This is a genomic window from Agrobacterium sp. CGMCC 11546, from assembly GCF_013365515.1.
In the GTDB taxonomy this organism is placed as follows: domain Bacteria; phylum Pseudomonadota; class Alphaproteobacteria; order Rhizobiales; family Rhizobiaceae; genus Agrobacterium; species Agrobacterium fabrum.
In genome coordinates this window covers 214,897-240,168 of the sequence record NZ_CP047389.1, presented here as the reverse complement: position 1 = coordinate 240,168, position 25,272 = coordinate 214,897, and the positions used below count along the sequence as shown (strand labels likewise).

At 59.8% G+C, this 25,272-nt stretch carries 21 protein-coding genes; 9 read left to right on the top strand and 12 right to left on the bottom strand.

What is annotated here, in order from left to right:
* Positions 1 to 46 precede the first annotated feature (46 nt).
* The gene (locus GSF67_RS24445) at positions 47 to 652 is read left to right on the top strand and encodes a DUF1419 domain-containing protein (protein ID WP_006316600.1); all 606 of its coding nucleotides are present in this window, start codon (positions 47 to 49) and stop codon (positions 650 to 652) included.
* A gap of 98 nt (positions 653 to 750) precedes the next feature.
* Entirely contained in the window at positions 751 to 5,832 is a 5,082-nt protein-coding gene (locus tag GSF67_RS24440) for a helicase-related protein (RefSeq protein WP_128822109.1), read from the top strand.
* A gap of 172 nt (positions 5,833 to 6,004) precedes the next feature.
* Here the strand turns inward: GSF67_RS24440 and ligD are convergent, their stop codons facing one another.
* The gene (ligD, locus tag GSF67_RS24435) at positions 6,005 to 7,051 is read right to left on the bottom strand and encodes a non-homologous end-joining DNA ligase (RefSeq protein ID WP_006311633.1); all 1,047 of its coding nucleotides are present in this window, start codon (positions 7,049 to 7,051) and stop codon (positions 6,005 to 6,007) included.
* Between the two features lie 307 nt (positions 7,052 to 7,358).
* Here ligD and GSF67_RS24430 point away from each other — a divergent pair, with 307 nt between their 5' ends.
* From GSF67_RS24430 to GSF67_RS24420, 3 genes are all read left to right on the top strand, one after another.
* On the top strand, positions 7,359 to 9,074 hold the full coding sequence (locus GSF67_RS24430) for a ParB/RepB/Spo0J family partition protein (protein ID WP_006311634.1): 1,716 nt from the start codon (positions 7,359 to 7,361) through the stop codon (positions 9,072 to 9,074).
* 81 nt (positions 9,075 to 9,155) lie between these two features.
* Positions 9,156 to 9,806: a hypothetical protein gene (locus tag GSF67_RS24425; RefSeq protein WP_006311635.1), complete on the top strand. Its 651-nt coding sequence runs from the start codon at positions 9,156 to 9,158 to the stop codon at positions 9,804 to 9,806.
* Positions 9,807 to 10,495: 689 nt separating this feature from the next.
* Positions 10,496 to 11,080, top strand: coding sequence for a hypothetical protein (locus GSF67_RS24420; RefSeq protein ID WP_035214871.1), 585 nt, complete (start codon positions 10,496 to 10,498; stop codon positions 11,078 to 11,080).
* A gap of 379 nt (positions 11,081 to 11,459) precedes the next feature.
* Here GSF67_RS24420 and GSF67_RS24415 read toward each other — a convergent pair whose 3' ends face one another.
* Positions 11,460 to 12,359 (bottom strand): AraC family transcriptional regulator, encoded by a 900-nt coding sequence (locus GSF67_RS24415; RefSeq protein ID WP_006311638.1) that lies wholly within the window; start codon positions 12,357 to 12,359, stop codon positions 11,460 to 11,462.
* A gap of 98 nt (positions 12,360 to 12,457) precedes the next feature.
* On the opposite strand from GSF67_RS24415, the gene GSF67_RS24410 reads away from it, so the two are divergent.
* Both GSF67_RS24410 and GSF67_RS24405 read left to right on the top strand, forming a co-directional pair.
* Complete coding sequence (locus GSF67_RS24410; RefSeq protein WP_006311639.1) at positions 12,458 to 13,216, top strand: SDR family oxidoreductase; 759 nt, start codon at positions 12,458 to 12,460, stop codon at positions 13,214 to 13,216.
* 39 nt (positions 13,217 to 13,255) lie between these two features.
* Complete coding sequence (locus GSF67_RS24405) at positions 13,256 to 14,200, top strand: hypothetical protein (protein WP_006311640.1); 945 nt, start codon at positions 13,256 to 13,258, stop codon at positions 14,198 to 14,200.
* A 741-nt stretch (positions 14,201 to 14,941) separates the two neighbouring features.
* On the opposite strand, the gene GSF67_RS24400 is transcribed toward GSF67_RS24405, so the two are convergent.
* The 10 genes from GSF67_RS24400 to GSF67_RS24355 all read right to left on the bottom strand — a co-directional run bounded on the left by GSF67_RS24400 (position 14,942) and on the right by GSF67_RS24355 (position 24,062).
* On the bottom strand, positions 14,942 to 15,367 hold the full coding sequence (locus tag GSF67_RS24400; RefSeq protein ID WP_006311641.1) for a heme-binding protein: 426 nt from the start codon (positions 15,365 to 15,367) through the stop codon (positions 14,942 to 14,944).
* Entirely contained in the window at positions 15,361 to 16,368 is a 1,008-nt protein-coding gene (locus tag GSF67_RS24395; RefSeq protein ID WP_035214863.1) for an ROK family protein, read from the bottom strand. Before GSF67_RS24395 ends, GSF67_RS24400 begins: the two co-directional genes overlap by 7 nt.
* 13 nt (positions 16,369 to 16,381) lie before the next feature.
* Entirely contained in the window at positions 16,382 to 17,083 is a 702-nt protein-coding gene (locus tag GSF67_RS24390) for a ribulose-phosphate 3-epimerase (protein ID WP_006311643.1), read from the bottom strand.
* A 3-nt stretch (positions 17,084 to 17,086) separates the two neighbouring features.
* A complete protein-coding gene (locus GSF67_RS24385; RefSeq protein ID WP_006311644.1) occupies positions 17,087 to 17,896 on the bottom strand; it encodes an alpha/beta fold hydrolase in 810 nt (269 codons plus the stop codon).
* Positions 17,893 to 18,735, bottom strand: a complete 843-nt coding sequence (locus GSF67_RS24380) for a sugar phosphate isomerase/epimerase (RefSeq protein ID WP_035214873.1) — start codon at positions 18,733 to 18,735, stop codon at positions 17,893 to 17,895. The genes GSF67_RS24385 and GSF67_RS24380 overlap by 4 nt, the downstream gene beginning before the upstream one ends.
* A gap of 2 nt (positions 18,736 to 18,737) precedes the next feature.
* Positions 18,738 to 19,814, bottom strand: coding sequence for a Gfo/Idh/MocA family protein (locus tag GSF67_RS24375; RefSeq protein ID WP_006311646.1), 1,077 nt, complete (start codon positions 19,812 to 19,814; stop codon positions 18,738 to 18,740).
* 24 nt (positions 19,815 to 19,838) lie between these two features.
* Positions 19,839 to 20,921, bottom strand: coding sequence for an ABC transporter ATP-binding protein (locus GSF67_RS24370; protein WP_006311647.1), 1,083 nt, complete (start codon positions 20,919 to 20,921; stop codon positions 19,839 to 19,841).
* Between the two features lie 5 nt (positions 20,922 to 20,926).
* On the bottom strand, positions 20,927 to 21,838 hold the full coding sequence (locus GSF67_RS24365; protein ID WP_006311648.1) for a carbohydrate ABC transporter permease: 912 nt from the start codon (positions 21,836 to 21,838) through the stop codon (positions 20,927 to 20,929).
* Positions 21,822 to 22,703, bottom strand: coding sequence for a carbohydrate ABC transporter permease (locus GSF67_RS24360; protein WP_202797953.1), 882 nt, complete (start codon positions 22,701 to 22,703; stop codon positions 21,822 to 21,824). Before GSF67_RS24360 ends, GSF67_RS24365 begins: the two co-directional genes overlap by 17 nt.
* A 105-nt stretch (positions 22,704 to 22,808) precedes the next feature.
* Complete coding sequence (locus GSF67_RS24355) at positions 22,809 to 24,062, bottom strand: ABC transporter substrate-binding protein (RefSeq protein ID WP_006311650.1); 1,254 nt, start codon at positions 24,060 to 24,062, stop codon at positions 22,809 to 22,811.
* Positions 24,063 to 24,187: 125 nt separating this feature from the next.
* Here GSF67_RS24355 and GSF67_RS24350 point away from each other — a divergent pair, with 125 nt between their 5' ends.
* Positions 24,188 to 24,559, top strand: a complete 372-nt coding sequence (locus GSF67_RS24350) for a CidA/LrgA family protein (protein ID WP_006311651.1) — start codon at positions 24,188 to 24,190, stop codon at positions 24,557 to 24,559.
* Entirely contained in the window at positions 24,552 to 25,250 is a 699-nt protein-coding gene (locus GSF67_RS24345; RefSeq protein WP_006311652.1) for an LrgB family protein, read from the top strand. Before GSF67_RS24350 ends, GSF67_RS24345 begins: the two co-directional genes overlap by 8 nt.
* The last annotated feature ends 22 nt before the right edge of the window (positions 25,251 to 25,272 follow it).

The following is a 25,272-nucleotide window of genomic DNA, read 5'->3' as shown; positions in this document are numbered from 1 at the left end:
GGTCGATCAGGCTTCGCTTCAGTCGCAACCCTTAAAGGAGCCGCAGATGTTCGTTTCCCCAGCAATCCGTAAGGTATTTGAAGGCGTCGCCAGCCGCCACGAAATGTACGCCCTGTTCAATCGCCATAGCCAGTCGCCGTTCAACGATGAAAGGATGAACGGCACGCGATATGTCGGCGAGTGGTTTGAGATATCCGAAGCCGATCACGACCACATGTTCGAAATTCTGCCGCCGCTGTTTTACCGCGGCGACATGTTCGCCATGCGGGAGTTTCTGGCCGCCAGCGTAACCAGCGTGTTCTTTGCGCTGACGATCGATGATCGGTCCCGATGGTTTCATGGCTATTGCGACCTGGGCGATCGCCAGTCGCCCGACCGGATGCGGTCCGAGATCATCGCCCGCGGATCCCGTCCGGTGCGTGCGATGAACCGACAGGAAAAGCTCGATCATATCTGGAGCGCGACCGGTCCGGATTTTCGTGGTTATGCCGACGCCCGCTTTCCGGCCGACTTGCGCAATCGCCAGATCGTGCTCGTCTATCCCTCGGCTCAGGGGAAGATCTGGAAGCTCCTCGACGATCTGACCGACGAGGAGATCGCCGCCAAGCTGCCGGTGCAGTTCCGCCTCCTGCCCGAAACCATCGCTGCCTGACGGCATCCTTCACTTCCAAACCTCCACCATCCGCATCCTGGCACAGCCGCACCCTACGGCGAGTGTGCCTCGGCGCGCCCACTCACAGGAGTTTTCCAATGGCGCATGACGATCCTTTCACCATCGACCTCTTCGGCAATACAGCTTTCTCATCCGGCTTCGATCTCGGTGTGCCGGGTTTCGCAGCAAAGTTCGGGGCCGATATCGACCCGCCGCCATCGACGCCGGCGCCAGCCGCTCCTGTCCACAAGGAACCGAAGCCCAAAGCGCAGATGCGGACGAAGGTTGATTTTCGGCTGGAGGGTTCTCGCGGTCTCGCAAAATCCTGGCGCGATCGGGCACGAGACAATATCGCCGCCATCCTGCTGGCGAACGAGATCGAGCGCCAGGGCCTGCCGGCTCGTCCTGACCAGCAGGCCAGATTGATCAAGTTCACCGGCTTCGGCGCGTCGGACCTGGCCAACGGCATATTCCGGCGTCCCGGCGACGAGGCATTTTGCAAAGGTTGGGAAGAGCTCGGTGGCAATCTGGAAAGCGCTGTCGGGGCAGGGGACTACGCATCTCTGGCGCGATGCACCCAATATGCACACTTCACGCCGGAGTTTATCGTTCGTGCCATCTGGGCCGGCCTGCTCCGCATGGACTTCAAGGGTGGCCGGATCTTGGAACCGGGGATCGGTACGGGCATGTTTCCGGCGCTGATGCCGGATGTTCTCTCCAAAGTGAGCCATGTCACCGGCGTCGAGCTTGATCCGGTCACCGCCCGTATCGTCCGGCTGCTGCAGCCACGGGCCAGAATCGTCTGCGGCGATTTTCCCCGCACCGACCTGCCCGACCATTTCGATCTGGCGATCGGCAACCCGCCGTTTTCTGACAGGACGGTAAAGAGTGATCCGGCTTTCCGGTCGCTCAGTTTCCGGCTGCATGACTATTTCATCGCCAAGTCCATCGACCGGCTGAAGCCCGGCGGGCTTGCCGCCTTTGCCACGTCGTCCGGCACCATGGACAAGGCCGATGCCCGAGCCCGCGACCACATTGCAGGCATGGCCGATCTTGTTGGATCAATCCGCCTGCCCGAAGGCAGTTTCCGCGCTGACGCCGGCACGGATGTCGTTGTCGATCTCCTCTTCTTCCGGAAGCGTCATGCTGACGAGCCGGCTGGAGACGATAGCTGGCTCGATCTCGCGGATGTGGAGTTGGAAGGCGAGGGCGACAGCGTCCGTATCAACAGGTGGTTCGTCGATCATCCCGAGATGGTGCTGGGACGCCATGCGATTACGTCAGGTCCATTCGGCGAAACCTATACCTGCCAGCCGACAGATGACGATCTTGAAACGATTTTAAACGCTGCCATCGAACAGCTTCCTGCCAACATCTACGACGGTGAGGCACCCACAATCGACTTCGAGCTTGAGGATGAAGTGGTGGATGCGATGGCCGAGCGGCCTGACGATCCCAAGGTCCGGGAAGGCAGCTATTTCATCGGCAAAGGCACTGCCCTCATGCAGGTGGTCGATGGGGTTGCTGCCCCGGTCGAGGTCAGGAAGGGCCGCAGCACCGACGGCATCTTCGTCAAGCACGCCCTGATCATCCGAAAGCTGATCCCGATCCGCGACGCGGTCCGGCTCATTCTCAAGCTGCAGGAACGCGATCAGCCGTGGCAAAAGGCGCAGGTGTCGCTTCGCATCGCCTGGTCGAGCTTCGTGCGCGAATTCGGTCCGATCAACTTCACCTCCGTCTCGACATTGGAGGATCCGGAAGCCGGTGAAGTCAGGGAGGTCCATCGTCGGCCGAATCTCGCGCCGTTCCTCGACGATCCCGATTGCTGGCTGGTGGCCTCAATCGAGGACTATGATCTGGAGACCAACACCGCCAAGCCTGGACCCATCTTTACCGAGCGGGTGATCGCGCCGCCGCCCGCGCCAGTGATCGCCTCAGCATCAGATGCGCTCGCCGTCGTTTTGAATGAACGAGGCCATGTCGATCCCGATCATATTGCCGAGCTGCTGCACCGCGACGTCGACGATGTTATCGCCGAACTCGGGGAGGTAATCTTCCGCGATCCGTCCAATGGCTCCTGGCAGATGTCCGATGCCTATCTGTCCGGCGCAGTCCGCTCGAAGCTGGTAACCGCGCGGGCGGCGGCTGACTTGGATCCTGCCTTTCAACGGAACGTCTCGGCGCTCGAACATGTCCAACCCGCCGACCTCCGTCCGTCCGATATCACCGCACGCCTTGGCGCCCCGTGGATTCCCGCCGATGATGTCGTCGCCTTCGTCAAGCAGACAATGGACGCCGAGATCTCCATCAATCATCTGCCCGAACTGGCGACATGGACGGTCAATGCCCGGCAGCTCGAATGGTCGGCCGCCGGCACCACCGACTGGGGCACTCACCGCCGCCATGCTGGCCAGCTGCTGTCCGACGCTCTCAACTCGTCGGTACCGCAGATCTTCGACACGGTCCGCGACGGCGAGACCGAGCGGCGGGTGCTCAACACCGTTGAGACCGAAGCCGCCAAGGAAAAGCTCGCCAAGATCAAGACCGCTTTCCAGTCGTGGATCTGGTCGGATCCAGATCGCACCGACCGGTTGGCGCGGGTCTATAACGACACGTTCAACAATATCGCGTCACGATCCTTCAACGGCGATCATCTTCAGCTTCCCGGCGCCTCTGGCGCCTTTTCTTTGTATGGCCATCAGAAACGCGGCCTCTGGCGGATCATTTCGACCGGCGCCACCTATCTCGCCCACGCCGTCGGCGCCGGCAAGACGCTGACCATGGCGGCCGCCATCATGGAACAGCGCCGGCTCGGGCTGATCAACAAGGCGATGCTGGTCGTGCCCGGCCATTGCCTGGCGCAGGCGGCCCGCGAGTTTCTGGCGATCTATCCCAACGCACGGATCCTGGTTGCCGACGAGACCAACTTCGTCAGGGAAAAGCGCCATCGCTTCCTGTCGCGGGCAGCGACCGCTAACTGGGATGCCATCATTATCACCCATTCAGCCTTCCGCTTCATCTCCGTTCCCTCCTCCTTTGAGGCGCAGATGATCCAGGATGAACTGGAGCTTTACGAGGAACTGCTCACCAAGGTGGAACGCGACGACCGGCTGTCGCGCAAGCGCATCGAGCGCATGAAGGAGGGCCATAAAGAGCGGTTGGAGGCGTTGGCAACACGGAAAGACGATCTGCTGACGATCTCCGAACTCGGGATCGACCAGATCATCGTCGACGAGGCGCAGGAATTCCGCAAGCTGTCCTTTGCCACCAATATGTCGACGCTGCGCGGTGTCGATCCGAACGGCTCGCAGCGCGCCTGGGACCTGTTCGTCAAATCCCGCTTCATCGAGACGAAAAATCCGGGCAGGGCGCTGGTGCTGGCGTCCGGCACGCCGATCACCAACACGCTCGGCGAGATGTTCTCGGTACAGCGGATGATGGATCCGACAGCGCTTTCTGAGCGCGGCCTGCACGAGTTCGACGCCTGGGCCTCGACCTTCGGCGACACCTCGACGGAACTCGAACTGCAGCCGTCAGGCAAATACAAGCCGGTGACGCGCTTCAGCCAGTTCGTCAACGTACCAGAACTGATCACCATGTTCCGGTCATTCGCCGATGTCGTGTTGCCGGCTGATCTCAGGACCTATGTAAAGGTGCCGGAGATATCCGGCGGCAAACGCCAGATCGTCACCGCAGAGCCGACGGCCGCGTTCAAAGCCTACCAAAAACAATTGGACGCGCGGATCAAGGCAATCGAAATGCGCGATGGCCCGGCCAAGCCCGGCGACGACATCCTACTTTCGGTCATCACGGACGGCCGCCACGCCGCGATCGATCTGCGGCTCGTCGATCAGGGGATGGGAAACGAGGCTGCGAATAAGCTGAACGCGCTCGTTGCCAATGCCCACCGGATTTGGCAGGAAACGGGCGCGGTTGAGTTTCGCCGCAAGGACGGCAGGCCGTTCGACCGGCCGGGCGCTGGCCAGCTGATCTTCTCTGATCTCGGCACCATCTCCGTCGAAGCCACCCGTGGCTTCTCCGCCTATCGCTGGATCCGAGACGAACTGGTTCGCTTAGGCGTGCCGGCGCCGGAAATCGCCTTCATGCAGGATTACAAGAAGTCCGACGCCAAGCAGCGGCTGTTCAATGACTTCAATGCCGGCAAGGTCCGCGTGCTGATCGGCTCGTCCGAGACCATGGGCACCGGCGTCAATGTCCAGGCGAGGCTGAAGGCCCTTCATCACCTCGATGTACCGTGGTTGCCATCGCAGATCGAGCAGCGGGAGGGCCGGATCATCCGCCAGGGCAACCAGCATAACGAGGTCGATGTGTTTGCCTATGCGACGCTCGGCAGTCTCGATGCCACCATGTGGCAGAACAATGAGCGCAAGGCGCGGTTCATCGCAGCGGCTCTTTCCGGCGACACCAGCGTCCGGCGGCTCGAGGATATGGGCGAGGGGCAGGCAAACCAGTTTGCAATGGCCAAGGCCATCGCGTCGGGCGACGAGCGGCTGATGCAGAAGGCCGGGCTCGAGGCCGAGATTGCCCGTCTCGTTCGGCTGCGTGCCGCCCATATCGACGATCAACACGCGATCCGCCGGCAGATCCGCGATGCCGAACGGGATATGGAGCTTTCGACCCGCCGGATCGAGGATGTGGGCAAGGACATCGACCGTCTGGTCCCAACCATTGGCGACGCATTCACGATGCAGGTCGGAAGTGCCGAATTTGACGAGCGAAAGCTCGCGGGCCGCGCACTGATGAAGGAGATCCTGACGTTGGTTCAGCTTCAGCAGGAGAAAGAGGTGATCATCGCCACGATCGGCGGTTTCGATCTCGCCTATCATGGCGAGCGTTTCGGCAAGGACGGTTATCGCTACGACACGTTTCTTCAACGGACGGGTGGCGATTACGAGATCGACCTGGCCGTCACCACGACGCCGATCGGCGCGATCTCCCGGCTCGAACATGCGCTTGGCGGGTTTGAACAGGAACCAGAGAGCCATCGCATTCGACTCGCCGATGCGAAACGTCGGCTCGCCTCGTACATGCCGCGTCTGGGGGAAAGCTTCTCACTAGAAGCCGAGCTCGAACTCAAGCTTAGCCAACTGGACGAGATCGAAAGGGATCTCGCGGCAACCGCCGACGAACCAGAGGAGGATCGGCAGGAAGCCGCGTAAACAGCGGCATATCTGCGGTCACTTGAAACGGGGTCGGGTCATACACATCTACCGGTCATCACCCGTTTCGATGGTTTCATGCAGTGGCGATTGCCGCGCATTGGAAACTGTGCGGGTTGGAACGGCGCTCCCCGAAAGGGTCGAGCGTCCTTTCTTTTTTTCCCTACAGGCGCTACTCGCTAAGTTTATAGATCGCTGCGTTATCCTGCTGTTCTCGCAGACCCTTATACGAGGCGTGACGCAGCTTGCCATCGTCGGTCCAGGCCCGGTATTCGATCTCGGCAATCAGTGTCGGTTGAACGAAGACGACCCCCTTCTTGTCGACGGCCACCGCAGCGCGCTTGGTCTTCAGCGTGTCCAGCATTCGGCGCAGCTCTATTGCATCCTTTTGCTTGAAGCCCGTCCCAACCGAGCCGACGTAGACGAACGCGTCGCCCTGGTAGGCCGCGAGCAGCAGGCTGCCGATCCCGCCGCGCGCCACCGCGGATGGCTCGTATCCGACGATCACAAAGCTTTCGCTCTGGATGCATTTGATCTTCAGCCAGTCGCCGAGCCGACCTGAGCGGTAGGTGCTGTCACGGTGCTTGGCGATGATGCCTTCCAGGCCATGTTCGCGCGCGGCCGCCAGAAGTGTCGGGCCGTCCGCTTCGACCTCCTGCGAGACGCGAATGGTTCCATCGCTTTCGCCGATCAGGTCTTCCAGCAGGTGACGGCGTCCGGGAAGCTCCATCTTCGTCAGGTCATGCCCGTCGAAATACAACATGTCGAACGCGTAGAGGATTGCTTCGCTTGACGCCTTCTTTCCCCCGCGCCCGCCGAGCGAGCGCTGCAGCGCGCCGAAATCCGAACGCCCCTCTGCATCGAGCACGACGGCTTCTCCGTCGAGAATGGCCGTTCCGACGCCGAGCTTGCGCGCAGCGGCGGTGATTGCCGGAAACCTGTCGGTCCAGTCATGACCGCCACGGGTGATGATCCGCACCGCGTTTGGTTCGATGTGAACTGCAATACGATAGCCGTCCCATTTGATTTCGTAAATCCAGTCCGGTCCGGAAGGCGGCTTTGCTTTTAACAGCGCCAGGCACGGTTCGATGCGATCAGGCATCGGGTCGAAAGGAAGCTGCGGCTGCGCGGGATCGCGTGGTTTGCGCGGTCGAGAGCGGATTGGAGCGTCTGTCTCCCGCAAAAGCGGCTGGGATTTTTTGCGCGGCGGCTTTGTCATGGCCCGAGTTCAGCAGCAATTGCTTAAAATCGTGTGACATCACCGGGGAATGGAGAAGGGGGAGGAAAAGGAGACGGAAACCGGTTCGCAAGGACGCTCCAACGGCTGACGGTTCCCTCAATCGCGCCGGTCGCCGAGACCGGGCCAGCTTGCCTCGCAAGGCAGGTGTGCCTCGCTCTCCCGCAAGCCAGGTCTGCTCCGGCGCAATTGCAGCCGCCGGCCCGTCCTGCGGCTCGGGAGATGTCTTCGAAAAGAAGATGAGGAGGCAAGGACAGTCCGTCCGCCCGAAGCTCAAGAGGTCATTCCCATGCAGTTGATTACAGCCGATCCGCGCAGCCTGAAGGACAACCCCGACCGGTCCCGTCAGTCGAGATCCTCACCCCAATCCGACGCGCTGCTTTGCGCATCGATCCGGGCCATTGGCGTGGTGCAGCCGCCGATCGTCAAACTCGATCCGGAAGGCGGCAATAGCTACATCATCGTCTTCGGTCACCGCCGCGCAGCACAAGCGATTGCCGCAGATCTCACGGAAATTCCGCTGCTGCTGGCCGATCCGTCAGACGATCTCGGCGCCATGCAGTCCTTTGCGGAAAACATCGCCCGCGAGCCGCTCAACCCGGTCGATCAATGGCGCGCGATCGAACGGCTGGTGGCCCTGGGATGGACCGAGGAGTCGATTGCCATGGCGCTGGCTCTCCCCAGCCGGCAGATCAGAAAGCTGCGGCTGCTCGCCAACATCCTGCCCGCGATGCTCGACCAGATGGCGCGCGGTGATATGCCGAACGAGCAGCAGCTGCGCACGATCGCAGCCGCAGGTCAGGACGAGCAGGCCGAGGTCTGGAAGAAGTACAAGCCGAAGAAGCAGGACCCGCAGGTGTCCTGGTGGGAGGTTGCCCGGGCGCTGACCACGACCCGGATGCTGGCCAAGCATGCGAGCTTCGGCGACGATCTGGCACAGGCCTACGGCATCACCTGGGTCGAGGACCTGTTTGCACCCGCCGACGAGGACAGCCGCTACACCACCGACGTCGAGGCATTCCTTGGCGCTCAGCAGGAGTGGCTGGCCAACAACCTGCCCAAACGCGGCTCGGTCATCGAGGCCAATGAATACGGCCAGGCCAAGCTGCCGCCCAAGGCGCAACAGGTCTACGGCAAGCCGGGCAAGGGCGACCTGACCGGCTGGTACATCAACGCGCGCGATGGCTCGGTTCAATCCGTTGCCTATCGCATGCCCGAAGTGAAAAAGCCCAAGCTGGTCAAGGATGCCGATGGCGTCGAAACCATCGTCGAAGAGGTCGATGAGCCAAAAACCCGGCCCGATGTGACCCAGAAGGGTCTCGACATGATTGGCGACCTTCGCACCGATGCCCTGCATGAGGCGCTTGCCCGTGCACCGATCGAGGACGACACACTGATGGCTCTGCTCATTCTGGCCTTCACCGGGCAGAATGTCACCATCGCCAGCGGCGCATCGGACAATCCCTATGGTCATGCCAAATGCGGACCGCATGCTGCCAGGCTGATCGGCGAGGACGGCAACCTGTCCTTCGATCGAGAGACACTGATGCAGGCTGCGCGCTCGGTGCTCATCGAGGTGCTGTCTCTGCGGCGCAATCGCTCCGATAGCGGCCTGATCGCCCGCATTGCCGGCGATGCGATCGGCGCTGATCAATTCCTGCCCAATATGGCGACGGAAGATTTCCTTTCATGTCTGTCACGCACTGCGCTGGAGGCGACCGCGGAAACGGCGGGCGTGCCCGGTCGGATCAAGGTGAAGGATACCCGTGAGGCTCTGGTCGAGCATTTTGCCGACGGACGCCTGGTGCATCCGGCAGCGTTGCTGGCCCCATCCGCTGAGGACGTGCGGTCGTGGGTTGGGCGCCATATCAGCGCCGAGAGCGAACCGGAGGATGCCCACGACGATCCCGATACGTTCGAGGATCAGCCTTCCGGTGAAGACGCCGTAGGCAATGCAGCCGCCGAGCAGGAGGCTGACGAAGATTTCCGAGAGGCCGCAGAATAGCGCAAGGCACAGAGATCTGAAACGACGCCGCTGGCTGATGCCGGCGGCGTTTCTGTTTCCACCATTCAGAAGGAGTTTGTCATGGCAGAGATTCATGATGACATGGCTGCCGAAAAAACGGCGCATGAGGGTGAACTACGGACATTGAACCGGTCGACGATACCAGCCGGAGCATCGACGCCGTGGGGCACGGCGCAGGTCTCACGGCAATTCGCCGAAGGCATCGTTCTGCATTCGACGGCTGGCCACGGCAGTTTCCATGTCAACGAGAATGCCAATACCACCATCCATGCCCTCTACCGTAATGACAACGGATTCTACGAGGAACACTGCGAATGGGCGAAGGTCGCCCATGCTTTCCCGCAGCTGTTCACTGTCTATGAGCGGCGCTTGGCTGATCGGACACTTCGCGACACTTACCCCGATGCCTACGAGCGCGTCATGGGTGTCATTCTGACTGGCGATCAGTCTCATATGCGGGACAGGCAGCAGTTCGAGAAGCGACATCGCAACGATTGGGTCGTCATTTCGGCCCTTAATTCGGATCACCATCCTGATCTCGTCGAGTGCATCGCGACGCTGGGCGGGATCCGGGGCGAGGTCGGCGAACGGCGGTTTCTGGTTCCACGCTCCGACTACACGATCGGTCGGCATGGCTTCGTCATCGATCCAGTCAAACATGAGCCATATGATGGTCCGTCCAGCTTCGTGACATGGGCGGCTCGGCAATGACTGTCGGATCCGCTGACACCGACGCTCCCCGAAATCAAGTGATCGATGTCTTCGGGTTCTATCAAGGCATCTGGGCACGGCAACGAGATTGTCGCTCCCGGCGGGCAGAGCTGACACGACAAACGAAGGCGCGGTGGAAATGCAAATCACAGCATGGTCGCCGACCGATCACGGCACGTCGGTCAACTGCGCCGGGTGAGAGCGGAAAGTCTGTCCAAGTCGAGGGTGCGGTGACGCTTTGATCGAAGGCGGAATCCGGGGCACGGGGGCAATCGGCTTGCACTGAAGTGTGCTGGCATCCGAAATTTGTCAGTGCCCTGTGTGGGTGACGCAGCGTTGCCACGATCGGATCGGGGATGGCGATTGCACATCCTACCGAGAACCATATCGTCGGCCGGCACAGCACCTCGGTTTTGCTGCGGTCTGACATGGGCGCGTCCCGGTCAAAGGCCGCTTTCGCGCCGCGTTGCGGCAGGATCATCGCCGCGTCGCAAGGCAGGCCCGCGTCTGTCGCAGCCCGTTTGAGGCGGGCAGCACCATCCGCAAACCATCCTCGCTCCTTTGGCAATGCCCTGACCTTGGGCCGGGCCGCTGGTGCCCATGTCCTTTTGCCCGCACCCGAGGGGCTGAGCCGGACGACATCAGGCACCCCGGGCTTCGCTGAAACATCGCTCATAAAGGATCCGATCATGGCACCGCTCAACCGCTCCACTCCGAAGAACCGTTCCGTCAAAGCCCAGCGCCCCACCACCCTCGAAATGGTCAAGCTCGCCTGCCCGGACACAGCCCAGGCACTGCGCATCTCCGAAAGCTTCGGCCTCGCCCTCATCGACAGCGACGGGATCCGCAACCTCCATCGCGGCCAACTGATCGAAAGCGCCGAAGCGCTGAAGGACGGCCTTGCCGAAAAGGCTATGCAGATCCACATGCAGCGCATCGTCGGATCCTTTGTCGGCTCAGCCTACGGCGCCGGGCAATTCTACAGCCGCGCGGTCACCGAGGCCCGCGACCTCACCACGAAACTCTCCAATGATACCAGAGACGAGGACCTCGACGGCCCGATAGGCTTCGACAGCCGCGCCCAGCGCAAGCGCGAGTTCGCAGCCGACATGGGCCTGCAGGCCCACGTGCTTCGCATGGCAGCCGAAGGCGCCGTCTCGGCCTACGAGGATATCACCGGCGAAATCTGGAAGCCTTACGAGCGCACGGTCGAGCAGCCCGCCAACTCCGTCGATCAAAAGGCCGCAACGGCCCAGATGGCAGCATTCGAATAGGACGATCGCGGGGCTTCGGCCCCGCCTTCCTCCAGCGTCCGCAACGTCGTTGCGACCTGGTTCGGAAAAAGAAAAAAGGGCCGACGGAAAACCGCGGCCCATAAAGTGTGAAGGTCATGGACCTCCAGAGGGGAACAGCTGCTGCGGCGGAACTGGGAGGAAGCCGCCATGTGCATCAGCTGAAGTCTTTATGCCCGAATTTTCATCACGCCGCATCTCATTTTTGTGCAGTGCAGCTATGCATTGGCTGCTTCTTTCACATGTGTTGCCGGGGAATCCGGTGACGAGCGGTGCCTTTCGCAGCGGTAGATCCGTCAAAATCTGATAGACTATACTGGGCGCATCGGCCCCTTTTATCAGTGGGCGAAAGGTGCAAACTTCATGCTGCAGCCCTCGCTCGCGAAAAGGCTCCCGGCGGCATTCCCACATGCCGATTGAAGGCGACGCTGAAGGCGCTTGTCGATCCATAACCGACGCGCTGGGCGATGTCGGCCATGGCCATATCTTCGCGTAGGAACTCTTTCGCCAGCGCCATCCGCCACCCCGTTGCGTACTCCATCGGTGCGACACCAACTTCCTTACGGAAACGATCAAAGAAGGTCGAACGAGACATGGCGGCTTCCCGAGCAAGCGTCTCCACCGTCATGCTGCGGCCCGGATCCGCATGGATCCGGCGCAAGGTCGGTGCCAGCAGCGGATCCGCCATGCCACGCAGGAGACCCGGCGGCGCTTTGGCACTTGCGGCCGATCGTAGTGTATCGATGAACAACACCTCGAGCAACCGGTGAAGCACCATCTCACGCGCGACGCGGTCAGCTCGCGTCTCCTCGTTGATCATGCGGACGAGAGCCATCAGCCGCTCTTCGCCGTGAACATGGATGACTTCCGGCAGCAGCGATACGAGAAGAGCTTTGTCATCCGAGCCGAACGCACAATGCCCGACCAGTGCCTTGATCTCCGCCGGCGCTTCCGGGTCGCCCAGGCGAAAGACACCGGGGCTGGTTTCCAGACGTTGGGGAAGTGCGCCGCGTGGTGGCGGCTCCATGCTGCTCATCGTGAACGAGAATATCTTTGGGACCAGGACGAAGTCGCCAGCGGCCAGAACCATCGGCTCACGTCCAACAATCGTTATTAAGCAACGGCCTTCAACGACGGCGCAGTAGAAGGGGCTTCCGAGCTCCGTGCGCTCAACCAGCCACCGACCGCCGCCCGTCACCAGCTTTGAGATCGACGGGCTCGGCTTCAACAAGGAAACAACTTCGGCAACCGGATCGGTCATCAATTCGGACTTCCGCTAAACACTCTTGGACATACGCATATAGCATGTCCGGGTGATCAGGTCCATCTTCAGGCATGTTGAAAGTCCGGAGACAAAACATGCCAAAGATCCTCATCACCGGTTGCTCGTCCGGTTTCGGCCTCGCCATCGCACAGAAATTCTTGAACGCGGGGTGGGACGTGGTCGCAACCATGCGCACACCGCGCTACGACCTTCTCCCATCGACTGACAGGCTCGAAATCCTACCACTGGATGTCACGAGCGCCGACAGCATCGCGAAAGCGGTCGAAGCCGCCGGCACGATCGATGCTCTGGTCAACAATGCCGGCGTCGGCATTCTCAATGTGCTTGAAGGCACGGAGATGTCGAAGATCCGCGAACTGTTCGAAACGAACGTGTTTGGTGCGATGGCGATGGCTAAAGCTGTGCTTCCGCAGATGCGGGCCCGCCGCTCAGGCGTCATCGTCAACGTCAGCTCCGCCGTCACGATAAGGCCTCTGCCCGCGCTCTCGGTCTATAGCGCCAGCAAGGCCGCCCTCAACGCCTTCACGGAAAGCCTCGCGCTCGAAGCGGCGCTGTTTGGCATCCGAGCTAAACTCGTCCTACCTGGCTCGGCGCCAACCACCGGCTTCGGCAAGAATGCTGTCTCGCGGATGGGCATGGAATTTCCCGAGCCATATACCGCCTTCGTCCACGACTACATGACGAAGCTGCGTTCGGGCATTGAGGTCACGACGGCGGATGCGGTTGCAGCGGCCGTCTGGCGGTCTGTGACAGAGATCGACGCGCCGATGAAGATCCCCGCCGGCGCCGACGCGGAAACCTCGTTCCGCGAAGCAGGTCAATCGCTCGCCTGAACATTACCATCCGAAATCCAACTTTGAAGGTCCAGACCCATGAACAATCTGATCAATCTCGCAAAGAATATTGCCACACCTGAAGCCACTCTCACCGTGGCATACACGCCGATCCGCCTTCCCATGCCGGGCCGCCAGTCACTGGAACTACGTGTGACTGCGCCCGCAAAGGGCGACAAGCTGCCGATCGTGTTGCTGTCGCATGGCTATGGCCCTTCCAACTATATCCCGTCAAAGGACGGATACGCTCCACTTATCCAGTTCTGGGCGGAGCGAGGGTTCGTCGTGATCCAGCCGACACATGCGAGCTCGCGGGTCGGTGGCCTGCCGTCAGATTCACCCGGCGCGCCGTTCTTCTGGCGCGAGCGTGTCGAGGAGATGAAGGTGATCCTTGACCAGTTGTCGGAGATCGAACGGCAGGCGCCGGCCGTCGCCGGCCGGATGGATCATGCACGCATCGGCGCAGTCGGGCATTCACTTGGCGGCCACACGGTTGGACTTCTGCTCGGCGCGCAGCTGGACGGCGAGGATCTCTCTGAGCCTCGTATCTCAGCAGGCGTTCTCCTGACGACGCCGGGACGCGGCGGCAAAGATATGACCGAGGAGAACTCCGTACGGTTTCCGTTCTTCGACGTCGATTTCTCAACGTTAATGACATCCAGCCTCGTCGTTTGCGGTGATATGGACAATCCGCATTTTACGACGCGCGGTCCTGAGTGGCATGCCGATGCTTTCCATGATGCGCCGGGCGCTAAAGCAATGCTGATGATGCACGGCGTGGGGCATGGCCTTGGCGGGATCGCGGCGCTTGACGCAAAAGAAACGGAAACAGAAGCACCGGATGCGCTGGAAGCGACACGGCGTCTCACTCTCGCCTGGCTTCAGACCGCGCTCGGTGTGGACGAGGGCGCTTGGCCCCGAGCGTGCCTGGCGCTAGAGCGTGACGCTGCACCCCTTGCCACGGTCACCGACAAGCAGTTGTAGACGCTGAAGCAGATCGGCACGATTGAAGCCGCGCCAATGAGAGAGAGGGCGCCGCTCCCGGTTTCCGCGCAAGGACCGTCCATGCATGCCAGGGTGCTCAGAGCACGCCGGGTTGAATCGACACTCGCGCTGTCGCACCGATTCATATTGCCTTCCGCACACAAGACGAACGCCGGCACCCGAGAAGCGTCAATTTCGCGGTTCAATGGCTGGCCGACATGCTCCCCTGCCAACGCGTCACGCACAGCCTCATTGCTGCCCGCGCATGACTCGGGGTCAATGTGGATCGCTACTCCTTCATTGCAATGGACTTTCACCATCTGCTCCTTGCCGGTTTCTACCGGCGCACGTTGTTCTGACCCCTTTCAGGGAACTCTCGATATCGGAGACGCTTTTGCCCTCCAGCAAAGGGATTTCCGCGACTGTCCAGCCACGAGAAATCCAGCGAAGACAGGTCTTTTCATTTGGCGAAACTCTTCATGCCTTCATGACAAGATCGCACTCAATTGCGCCGCGATCGGCGGCAGTGTGGTACCGGACGCCAGCATTGAACGCTCGGTAAAAGCCCGAGACAATGATACCCGTCAGAAAGTGGCCCCTCAAACAAGGCACGCTATCTCCCAGATAGATCTTCCCGTCGCCACCCAGCGTAATGCCGGTGCTTGAGAAAGCGTCAATGCTCGAATTCCATCAAGACGTGCCTCACGCGTGGGCAAACAACACCCGCCCGAGAGTGCGCGATCAGACCGACGGTTTGAGGAAGCTATCAATCGCTGCAGCAGCGCATTCGCTGTCTTGGGCTGGTGTTCCGGAACTAACACCGACGGCTCCGACGACATGGCCGTCGACGAGAACTGGAATCCCTCCCGCGACAATCGACAAACGGCCGCCGATTGCAGTGTTGATACCATAGGCCGGCTTTCCAGGCTGGCTGGCCTCTCCGTAAGACTCGGTCGTTCTCTTTGCACCCGCTGCGGTAAAGGCTTTGTCCTGCGCGATCAGGCTGCTTGTGATTTTTCCACCGTCCATACGCTCGAATGCGATCAACTGACCCGACTCGTCTGTAACGGCGATGCACATGGGAACACCAATTTCCTCGGCTTTTACCTTCGCACCGGCAATCAGCGCTCGGGCATCGTCCAAGCCCAGTCTCTTAATCGTCAGCATCCCATTATTCCTTTATGTCCGCGGCGTATGAGTTTGGAGGGCATATCCGACTTGCCTTTCTCCTGCGCGAGAAAGGCAAGAGCAGCCGAACCGATCAGACCGGAATTGTGCCCCAAATCGGCGCGCACGACTTCGATGTCCTTGAACCCCGGCATTGCCCATTCGTTGATGTAACGTTGAATGCCCGATTGGAGACGGTCAAACTCGTTAGACAGCCCGCCGCCCATGACCACAACCTCAGGTGAGAAAATGTGGATTAGGCTGGTGAATCCGCGACCAAGGATCTCGGCCTCCTCGTCGATTAGTTTGTTGGAAAGGTCGTCCCCCTTGCGCGCAGCGGCAAACACGTCGCGGCTATGTATTTCGTTGCCGTCCGCGCCGAGTGTCGTCTCGCTGCATTCCCATGCACGTGCTCGAGCTCTCCGCGTGAACGCCGTGCCAGAGCCGTAGGCCTCAAAGCAACCTCTGTTGCCGCATAGGCATAGTTCACCGTTCGGCATCACGGACATGTGGCCGATATGAGCCGCCATCCCCCGTCGGCCGCGAAGCACCCGCCCATCGGTGATCGCGCCGCCGCCAATTCCAGTGCTGACAGTCACGTAGATGAGGTTATCCACGCCCTTGCCGGCGCCAAATTGCCACTCGCCGATTGCTGCGGCGATACCGTCATTTTCAAGGCTAACCGGAAAGGGAAAGCGCTTTTGAAGCTCCGCTTGCAACGGGAAGTTAGAGAAACCGGAAAGGGTCGGAATGTTCCTCGCAACCCCGGCAACGGTGTCGATTGGGCCGGGTGCGGATACGCCGATACCGACGACATTTGACGGTTGGGACGTCGCCAGCAATGCGTCCACGAGGCCGTGGATTTGGGAAAGAATGCGATCCGGACCGCCATGCGCATCCGTTCGTTCCTCAAGTCTTGCGATGACGTTACCCCGCTCGTCGACAAGAGCGCCCCTGGCTTGCGTTCCGCCCAAGTCTATCCCGATGGCAATCTGTTGCATGTGCGGACCAAATTTAGAGTTCACGAAGCCACGTCATCCGCTCTTCCAGCGACGGGGCATTGAAAGCGAGCGATCCAAGCACGACGGTTTCGGCACGGGACTGCCGCAGCAGCGGAACCGTGTGTTCGCGGATGCCACCATCGGCGGCCAGAATGATTCGCCGCTCTACCCTGGCCTCGTCGATCAACTGTCTCGCTTCGAGCAGCCGGTCGCCGGCTTTGTCATTGAGGCCCTGACCCTTCACGCCGATCTCCGTACCAAGCAGCGTCACGAACCGGAGCCTCTGGATGTAGGGCTTGACCTGTTCTACCGGTGTATCAACCTTCAATACCATACCGGCAGCAATCCCAAGGCGATCGAGAAGATCCAGGGCTGCCTCCGCGACAGTCGCGTTCTCGACATGGATGCTGATGAGATCGGCTCCGGCGTCGGCAAACTGTTCGATCTGTGAAAGAATAATGCTGTCATCCACCATCAGATGGACGTGGATGGGGCGTGAAGAGACCTTACGGACCGCCGCGACGAGATCCGGGAAAAACAGCATCGCGGGGGAAAAATGGCCGTCGGCCACATCGATATGAAGGATGTCGACATGGCGATCGACACGGCCAAGATCGTCGGCAAGCCGAACGAGATCGGCTGACCACACCGAGAATTCTGCGATCAAGTTATCGCGAGGCAGGTCATCAATCCACTTGGGTGACGTGACTGACATCGGCTAGTGCTCCTTAAGAAAATTGCGGATGGCCGCATGAAAATCGGCGACGTACTGGATTCGGCCGCTCGTCTTGGGTGTGATTTCTACAAAGCGTGCATCCCTGATGCGTTCGGCAAAAGACCGCGCATAGGACAGTGGGTGGATTAGATCTTTGTCGTGGCCGATCACCAGCGTCGGAATCAACAGAGCGGCGACTTCGTCCTCGGCAATCCCAGGACCATCGTTGGAGATTGCTGTGAGAAGAGCAGCGGTGACTCCGATCGGCTGGCGGGAAAAGAAGCCGAGCAGCGAGGCCAGATTGTCCGGAGCCTCCGCATCAAGACGTTGTCCAATTTCACCTGCAATGAAGGCCTGCTTGGCAGCTTCCGGAGCAAGAATACCGAGCAGATGACCGACCTCTGCGTTTGGCGCCATGTTTGCAGGTGCAGAAACAGTCACCCAGGCTGGCCTTGCAAGGATCAGTGCCCGAACCAGATCCGGTCGCTTGATCGCTAGGCGTAACGATATCGCTGCCCCCATCGAAATGCCGCCGACGATCACAGGCGCCTTAATCTCTTGTTCGATAAAGTCGGCAATATCGCTCGTGAAGGTGGAGATAGACAATTTGCCCAGATCGCCAGGTTCCGATGCCCCGTGTCCGCGCGCCTCGACCGTCACGCGCCGAAATCCACAAGCGGATGGAAAGGCTTCGCGGGTCTGGGCTGCGTCGCCGCACAGCCCGTGCAGGAAAACGACCGGCGGCCCATCGTCGCCAATGTCGACGTTAAGCCGCGTTCCATCTTTTGTCACGAAGTGCCTAGCGAGGCTCATTTGGTTTCCCCGGCACTGCTCTTTAGTTTTGAAGTCAGGAACGCCGCGACGCCTTTGGCCTCGGCGGCGGATAGGCCATGCGTGATCAGGCTACCCTCGAAACCGACCGCGGAGAGCCCGCGGAGATAGTGACCGTAGTCGAGAACGCCCTTTCCGGCGGTCGCAAAACTCCCGTCCATGGATCGGTCCTTGGCGTGAGCCATCACGATACGGTCGGCGAGCAAATCGATAGCTGAGGAGACGATCCAACGCTGTTCTTCCGGCGTTTCCACTTCGAACAGGTTGGCCGGATCCAGTACGATCTTGAGACGTGGGCTCTTGAGTTCGTCGATCAACTGACGGGCCTTACCGGCGGAATTGATGACATTGGCGAGTTCAGGCTCGATGCCAAGGTCGACATCGTAAAGATCGGCAATTTCGATAGCAGCCCCCATAGCTTCGAGCAGATCGCGCCAAGCCTCAGGCGTGTTGTTGTCGGGGTGCTCTTTCCACTGGTCGACCGGATCGCGTGTACCCGTGCAAAGCGTGATGAGACCTGTCGACATGGTAGCGCAACGCTCCGCCAGCACAGCCAGTCTGCGGTGACCGGCCTGACGTACGGCAAGCTCTGGGTGGATCATATTGTAGGTGCCCGAGACAGCGACAATCTCGACACCGGATGCTACGGCCGCCTCCGCCACAGCACGCGCCTGCTGCTCGGTGATTTCGTCCGGCATGGGTAGCAGGCCCGAGCATGCCATATTGTACTGGGTGGACGAGAAGCCGGCATTGGCGACGGCGCTGAAGACAGTTGCCGGATCGGTACCTTCGAAGGTTTTGGCGAAAATCCCGAGCTTCATCGTCATACGCCACCCGTCACATCGGCCAGCGCGACGGGTTTGCCGGTTTCTACCGAGCGGGCGATAGCGACCATGGCTTGAACCGATGCGATCCCATCGTTGATATCTGCGCCTTCCATCGGCGTATTTTCGAGGATCGTACGGGCAAAACTCTCGACCTGCCGGCGATAGAAGTGACCGTCGGCCCCGAGCACCCGGTGGGTCGCTCCATCGGCCTCGCGGAAGATGTCCACTTCGCTCGACTTATAATACCATGGGTTATAGGTCTTCCCGAGGATGCTGCCGTTCTTACCATAGATCTGGAAACCTTCGTGCCAGTCCATCCGGACCTGAACGGTGAGATCGAGATGGCCAAGCGTGCCGGCGGCAAACTCGACATCGACGAACCAGCACCAGATGTCCGCGCGTTCCGAAAGGCGAGCATGAACCGAGACGATATCGCCAGCTAAATAGCGAGCCGTGTCGATGAGATGGCACCCATGGGCCAGCATGTAATAACGCCGGAGATCGGCCTTTGGATTCTGGGAAGGCTTTCTGGCGCTGGCGCTGGTGACGATCAGAGGTTGGACGGCATCCGTCATCGGATAGCGATGCGTGTTGTCGCAGTACCAGGCCTTCAGTGCGATCAAGTCGCCCATCTCATCGGTAATGAAGGACTTAGCCGCCTGTAGGCCCGCATCGAAGCGTTTCATGTGGCCGACCTGCAATATCTTGCCGGACTTTTCTACGGCATCCTTGAGGTCGAGGCATTCTTCAACCGTCACGCCGATCGGCTTTTCGCAAAGGACATGCTTGCCGGCTTCGAGGGCTTTGAGTGATGCGGGTACGTGGAAGGCGTCGGCCGTCGCGATGATGACCGCGTCGAGATCGGGATCGGCGAGCATGTTGTCATAGTCGTTGTAGGTTTTCCGCGCGCCGTGCGTAATCGCCATGCGCTCACGCAGATCGTCGGCGACATCGCAGATCGCATAGAGATCGGCGTTGACGGCTTTCGTGCAGCTCTCAAAGTGGGCGGCCTGCGCGATCTGTCCCGCACCGAGTACGCCCACGCGAAGGCGTCGTTCCTGTTTTGCTGGCATCGGAAATTTCCTTGTTTTTTACAGTTAGATTGCGGCGCCGGTTTCAGCGTCGAAAAGTACGGCTTTCGAGAGATCGACAGAAAAGCGAACCTTTTCCCCGACGCGGATCTCGGAGCCTGTTGGAAGCCGCGCCATGATGTCACGCTCGCCCGTTTTCGATGCCACGAAGATATCGGGACCGGTTGGCTCCACGACCTCGACGTAGACATCGAGGGTGGGGTTGGTCGTCTCGGTAGATGCGAGCGACAGCCACTCTGGGCGCAGCCCCAGCAGAACCTCTTTTCCTTCCGTTACCCTGGGGGCCGCGGAGGAGGGCAGGGGCAAGATCGCGTCCGCGCCTTGAATGGACAGGTTTTGCGACGCGTCGACCACCACGGCGGGAAGTAGATTCATTGGCGGCGATCCCATGAAAGTCGCTACAAAGACATTTGCGGGACGATCGTAGATGTCTTCGGGCGTTCCGAACTGTTGTAGGATTCCGTCTTTCATGACCGCGATCCGAGTCGCCATGGTCATGGCTTCGATCTGGTCGTGGGTGACGTAGACGATCGTTGCCCCAAGCCGCTGGTGTAATTTCTTGATTTCGGTGCGCATCTCGACGCGAAGTTTGGCGTCGAGGTTTGACAGCGGCTCGTCGAAAAGAAAGATTTTCGGTTCGCGAACCAGAGCGCGTCCCATGGCAACACGCTGGCGTTGACCGCCGGAGAGTTGACCGGGGCGCCGCTTGAGCAGATGACGGATCTGCAGCAGATCTGCGACCTTTCCGACGCGTTCAAGCCGTTCGGGCTTGGGCATCTTGCTCATCTCGAGGGAGAACCCGATGTTCTGCTCCACGGTCATTGCCGGATAGAGCGCGTAAGACTGGAACACCATGGCGATATCCCTTTCCTTCGGCTCAAGTCCCTGGACCGATTTGCCATCGATGGTGATCGATCCAGACGTATGATCGTCCAGTCCGGCGATGATGGACAGCAGCGTTGATTTTCCGCAGCCCGAAGGACCGACGAGGACGAGGAATTCCCCGTCTTCGATGGCGATATTGATATCTTTGAGAACCGTCAGATTGCCAAAGCGTTTGTTGATGTGGTTGATCGCCAGATTGGCCATCGTCGTTATCCTTTCACTGCGCCGGCCATCAGACCACGAAGGAAATATCGCCCTGCCGCCACGTATATAATTATGGTGGGTAGCGCGGCGATCATCGCGGCGGCCATGTCTTCGTTGTAGGCCTTGGTGCCCGTTGAGGTGTTGACCAGGTTGTTCAGTGCGACCGTGACAGGTTGACCGGACCCAGCTGCAAACGAGACCCCGAACAGGAAGTCGTTCCAAACGCCGGTAAACTGCCAAATGATCGACACCATCACGATCGGCCAGGAGATCGGCAGCAGGATCCGGAAGAACACTGACCAGAATCCAGCGCCGTCGATGCGCGCCGCCTTAAAGATTTCGGCTGGAACAGTCACGAAGTAGTTTCTGAAGAACATCGTCGTGAAGCAAATCCCGTAAACGACGTGGACGAGAACCAGCCCTGGTATCGTACCGGCGAGCTTCAATTGCCCGAGGAGCCCGGCCATCGGAATCAGCACGATTTGCAGCGGTATGAAACATCCAAACAGGATGAGACCGAAGAGGATATTGTCGCCCTTGAAGCGCCAATTGGCGAAGATGTAGCCATTCAGCGCCCCGAAGCCGACCGACAGAAGGGTGGCTGGAATGACAATCAGAAAAGAGTTGCCGAAATAGCCCTTCAGGCCACCGCAGGTGACGCCAATGCATGCTGCTCCCCACACGTGCTGCCACGCATCAAAAGTGATGGCTTGCGGAAAGGAGAGGATATTGCCGGAGCGAATCTCATCCATGCTTTTCAAGGAGGTGAAAAGCATGGATACGAGCGGCGCCAGAAAAACGGCGGCCAGGATGATCAGACATCCGTAGATGAACACACGGCCCAGGATGCGCGAAATTCTTAGGTCAGCGCCCGGCGCCAGAATTGCGGCGCTTTCGGCGTCAAGTTGTAGGCTCATGGCGCAGCTCCGAGTAAAGATATGGAATGATGATGCTTGCCAGGGTGACGAGCATGACGGTTGCGCTGGCCGCACCGACTGCGAGTTCATTGCGCGTAAAGGTCATCGAATACATGAAGGTCGATGGTAGCTCGGTCGATACGCCCGGCCCACCCTTCGTCAACGCCACGACAAGGTCGTAGCTCTTGATGGCAAGATGGGCCTCGATGACGAAGACCGTCAGGAAAGCGGGACGAAGCGCAGGAATGATAATGCGCGTATAGACCTTGTGGATCGGAGCTCCGTCTATGCGTGCGGCTCGGAGGATTTCGGTGTCTACGCCGCGAAGACCCGCCAGGAAGAGCGCCATGACGAAACCCGTCACCTGCCAGACGCCGGCGATTACGATCGTGTAGATGGCGCGGTCGGGCTCAATGAGCCACTGGAACGTGAAGGACGTCCAGCCGAGCCCGCGCATCATGTGCTCCAGGCCGAGACCAGGATTGAGCAGCCACTGCCAGATGACGCCCGTAACGACGAAGGAGAGCGCCATCGGATAAAGAAAGACGGCGCGAAAAACGCCCTCGAAGCGAATGCGCTGGTCGATCAGGATCGCGATGAACAGCCCGAGGCAGGTGGCGCCGATGATGTAGAGGCAGCCAAAGATTGCCATGTTCTCGATGGCGGTGATCCAACGCGGATTGTCAAAAAGCCGCCCGTATTGCCGCCAGCCGACGAAGTTGAAGCTGGCAAACATCTTGGAGCCGGTGAAGGATAAAAGTGCCGTATAGGCGATGAAACCGTAGACGCAGACCGTGACGACCGCGAGCGACGGCGACAGGACGATTGCGGGCATGACCTTGCCAAGGCGTTTTGAAATGGACATCTGCTGGCCCGGAATCGACAGGTTCGCGCTCGGCATCGGCCGGACGCACAACCTTGCTGCAGGATACCCCCGCCGCCTCTCGACGGCAGGGGCAGGGAGGAACGGTTATTTGGCAGCGTTGATCGAGTTGATCAGCGCGGTCACGGCATCCTTCGACGACATGTCCGAGTTGAAATGCTGGGTCACGACGTCGAAAATCGCACGCTGAATGGAGGCGGGCTCCGCGTGGCCGTGCGCCAGGGACCCCATGAGGGTGCCGGTCTTTTCCGCTGCCTTCAGGTCGGCCATCGACTTCTGCGCGCAGGCATCAAACTTGTCGCCTGGCACGTCGGAACGGGCCGGAATGGATCCCTTTACGAGATTGAAAGCTTCCTGGAATGCGGGCGACATGACGCTCGATGCAAGCTTGGTCTGGGCGTCGAGCTTGTCAGCGCCGACTGGGAACATGGCCAAGAAGTCGGTATTGAAGAGGAACGAGCCCTCTGTCCCCGGCGCGGTGACGCAAAGAATATCGACACCGGGCGTCAGGCCGGCCTTGACGATTTCGCCCTTGGCCCAGTCACCCATGAGCTGCATCGCTGCGTCACCCTTGAGCACCATGCCCGTTGCAAGGTTCCAGTCGCGGCCGGAGAAGTTCGGATCGACATAACCGCGAATCTTCCGCATTTGGTCAAAGACCTTGATCATCGTGTCCGAGCCGAGCGCTGTCTCGTCGAGCTCGATGATGGCCTTCTTGTAGAAGTCCGGCCCTCCAAGCCCGAGAACGACGTCGTCAAAAACCGTATCGTCCTGCCAGGGCTGTCCGCCATGCGCCAGCGGCGTGATCCCTTTTGCTTTCAGCTTGTCCGCAACGGCATTGAATTCGTCCCAGGTCTTTGGTGGCTCCAGGCCGTTGTCCTTGAAAATCTTGGCGTTGATCCATAGCCAGTTCGGACGATGAATATTGACCGGAACAGCCTGCCACTTGCCATCATGGACGGCAAACTGCTTGATCTGTTCCGGAACGACCTTGTCCCAGCCTTCTGTTTTTGCAACAGCGGTTAAGTCACCGAGAAGACCCTGCTCGGACCACTCGTTGACCGCCATTCCAAGCAACTGGGCTGCTGTCGGCGGATTGCCTGCGGCCACGCGGGCTTTCAGGGTCGTCGTTGCGGCCTCGCCGCCGCCGCCGGCGACCGGCATATCCTGCCAGCTGACACCCTTTTTCTGCAGATCGTCCTTCAGCACGCCGACCGCAGCCGCTTCGCCACCGGAAGTCCACCAGTGCAGTACCTCGACGCTTTCAGCCGCGAGCGCATGGCCGCTGACCGAGGCAGTGAGGGCGGCCGTCAAGGCCATCATTCTGAAAGATAGACGCATGTAATCCTCCCAAGCAGCCGGCCCCATGCCGACTTTCGAACAAACGACACTCCCTTCGTTTGTTTCGATTGCAAACAAACATAATTGGATTTATGAGTCAAGTGAGTTTGTTGTGGAGCCGAACAATGGTCGTCGGAATTACGATTCTATTGGTATTTCAGTTGGTTGGAGAGGCATTCGCCTATTTCCTGCACGGTGTCGTGCCCGGCCCCGTCATTGGAATGGCGCTAATTTTTTTGACATTGAGCGTGACACGAGGGCGGTTTCTGGTCCTACCCTCCCGACAGGCAGTCGCTACATCCAATGCACTTCTGGCCAATTTGGGGATCCTTTTCGTCCCGGCCGGGGTGGGAATCGTGCAGCATTTCGAGCTCATTGCTGACCGAGGTCTGGCGCTTTTTGCAACGATCCTCGCCTCTACGGTCGCGACGCTCATCGTCACCGTCTGGTGCTATCTCGCAACCAAACGTTTGATGGGGAGTGCCGACAATGGATGAGGGACTCTGGGTCTACCTCTCGGCGTCACCGCTCTTATGGCTTTCGGTGACGCTGCTTGTCTGGATAACGGCGCTATGGATCGCAAAGGCCCTGCCTGCCAATCCCCTTATCAACCCCGTTCTACTCTCCGTTTCCGCGATCGCCTGCCTGCTGTCCGTTTTTCACATTCGCTACCAGACCTATTTTGCCGGCGCTCAGTTCATCCATTTTCTCTTGGGGCCAGCGACGGTCGCGCTCGGGATACCCCTCTACGAAAAGCTTCACCTGGTCAGGGCCAATCTTATTCCGATGGTCGTAGCCCTATTTGCCGGAAGCCTGACTGCGGTGACCACCACGATTTATCTGGGCCACCTCTTTGGCTTCGATCAGACAGTCATCGCTTCCCTTGCGCCCAAGTCCGTCACCGCCGCCGTTGCCATGGCAATCTCGTCGGGTTTACACGGTGATCCGGCCCTGACCGCAGCCGTCGTCATTTTGACCGGAATTTCAGGCGCCATCATTGTCACCCCGTTGATGAACGCCATGAAGATCGCCGATTACAGTGCGAGAGGATTTGCTGTAGGGCTTGCGTCGCACGGGATTGGTACGGCACGCGCTTATTCGGTCGATCCGGTGGCTGGGCTTTTTTCCGGTCTCGCCATGGGCTTGAATGCAATCGTCACTTCCTTGATTGTGCACCTTTTTTTGTGACTCGTTTCGACTGGGAGACTGC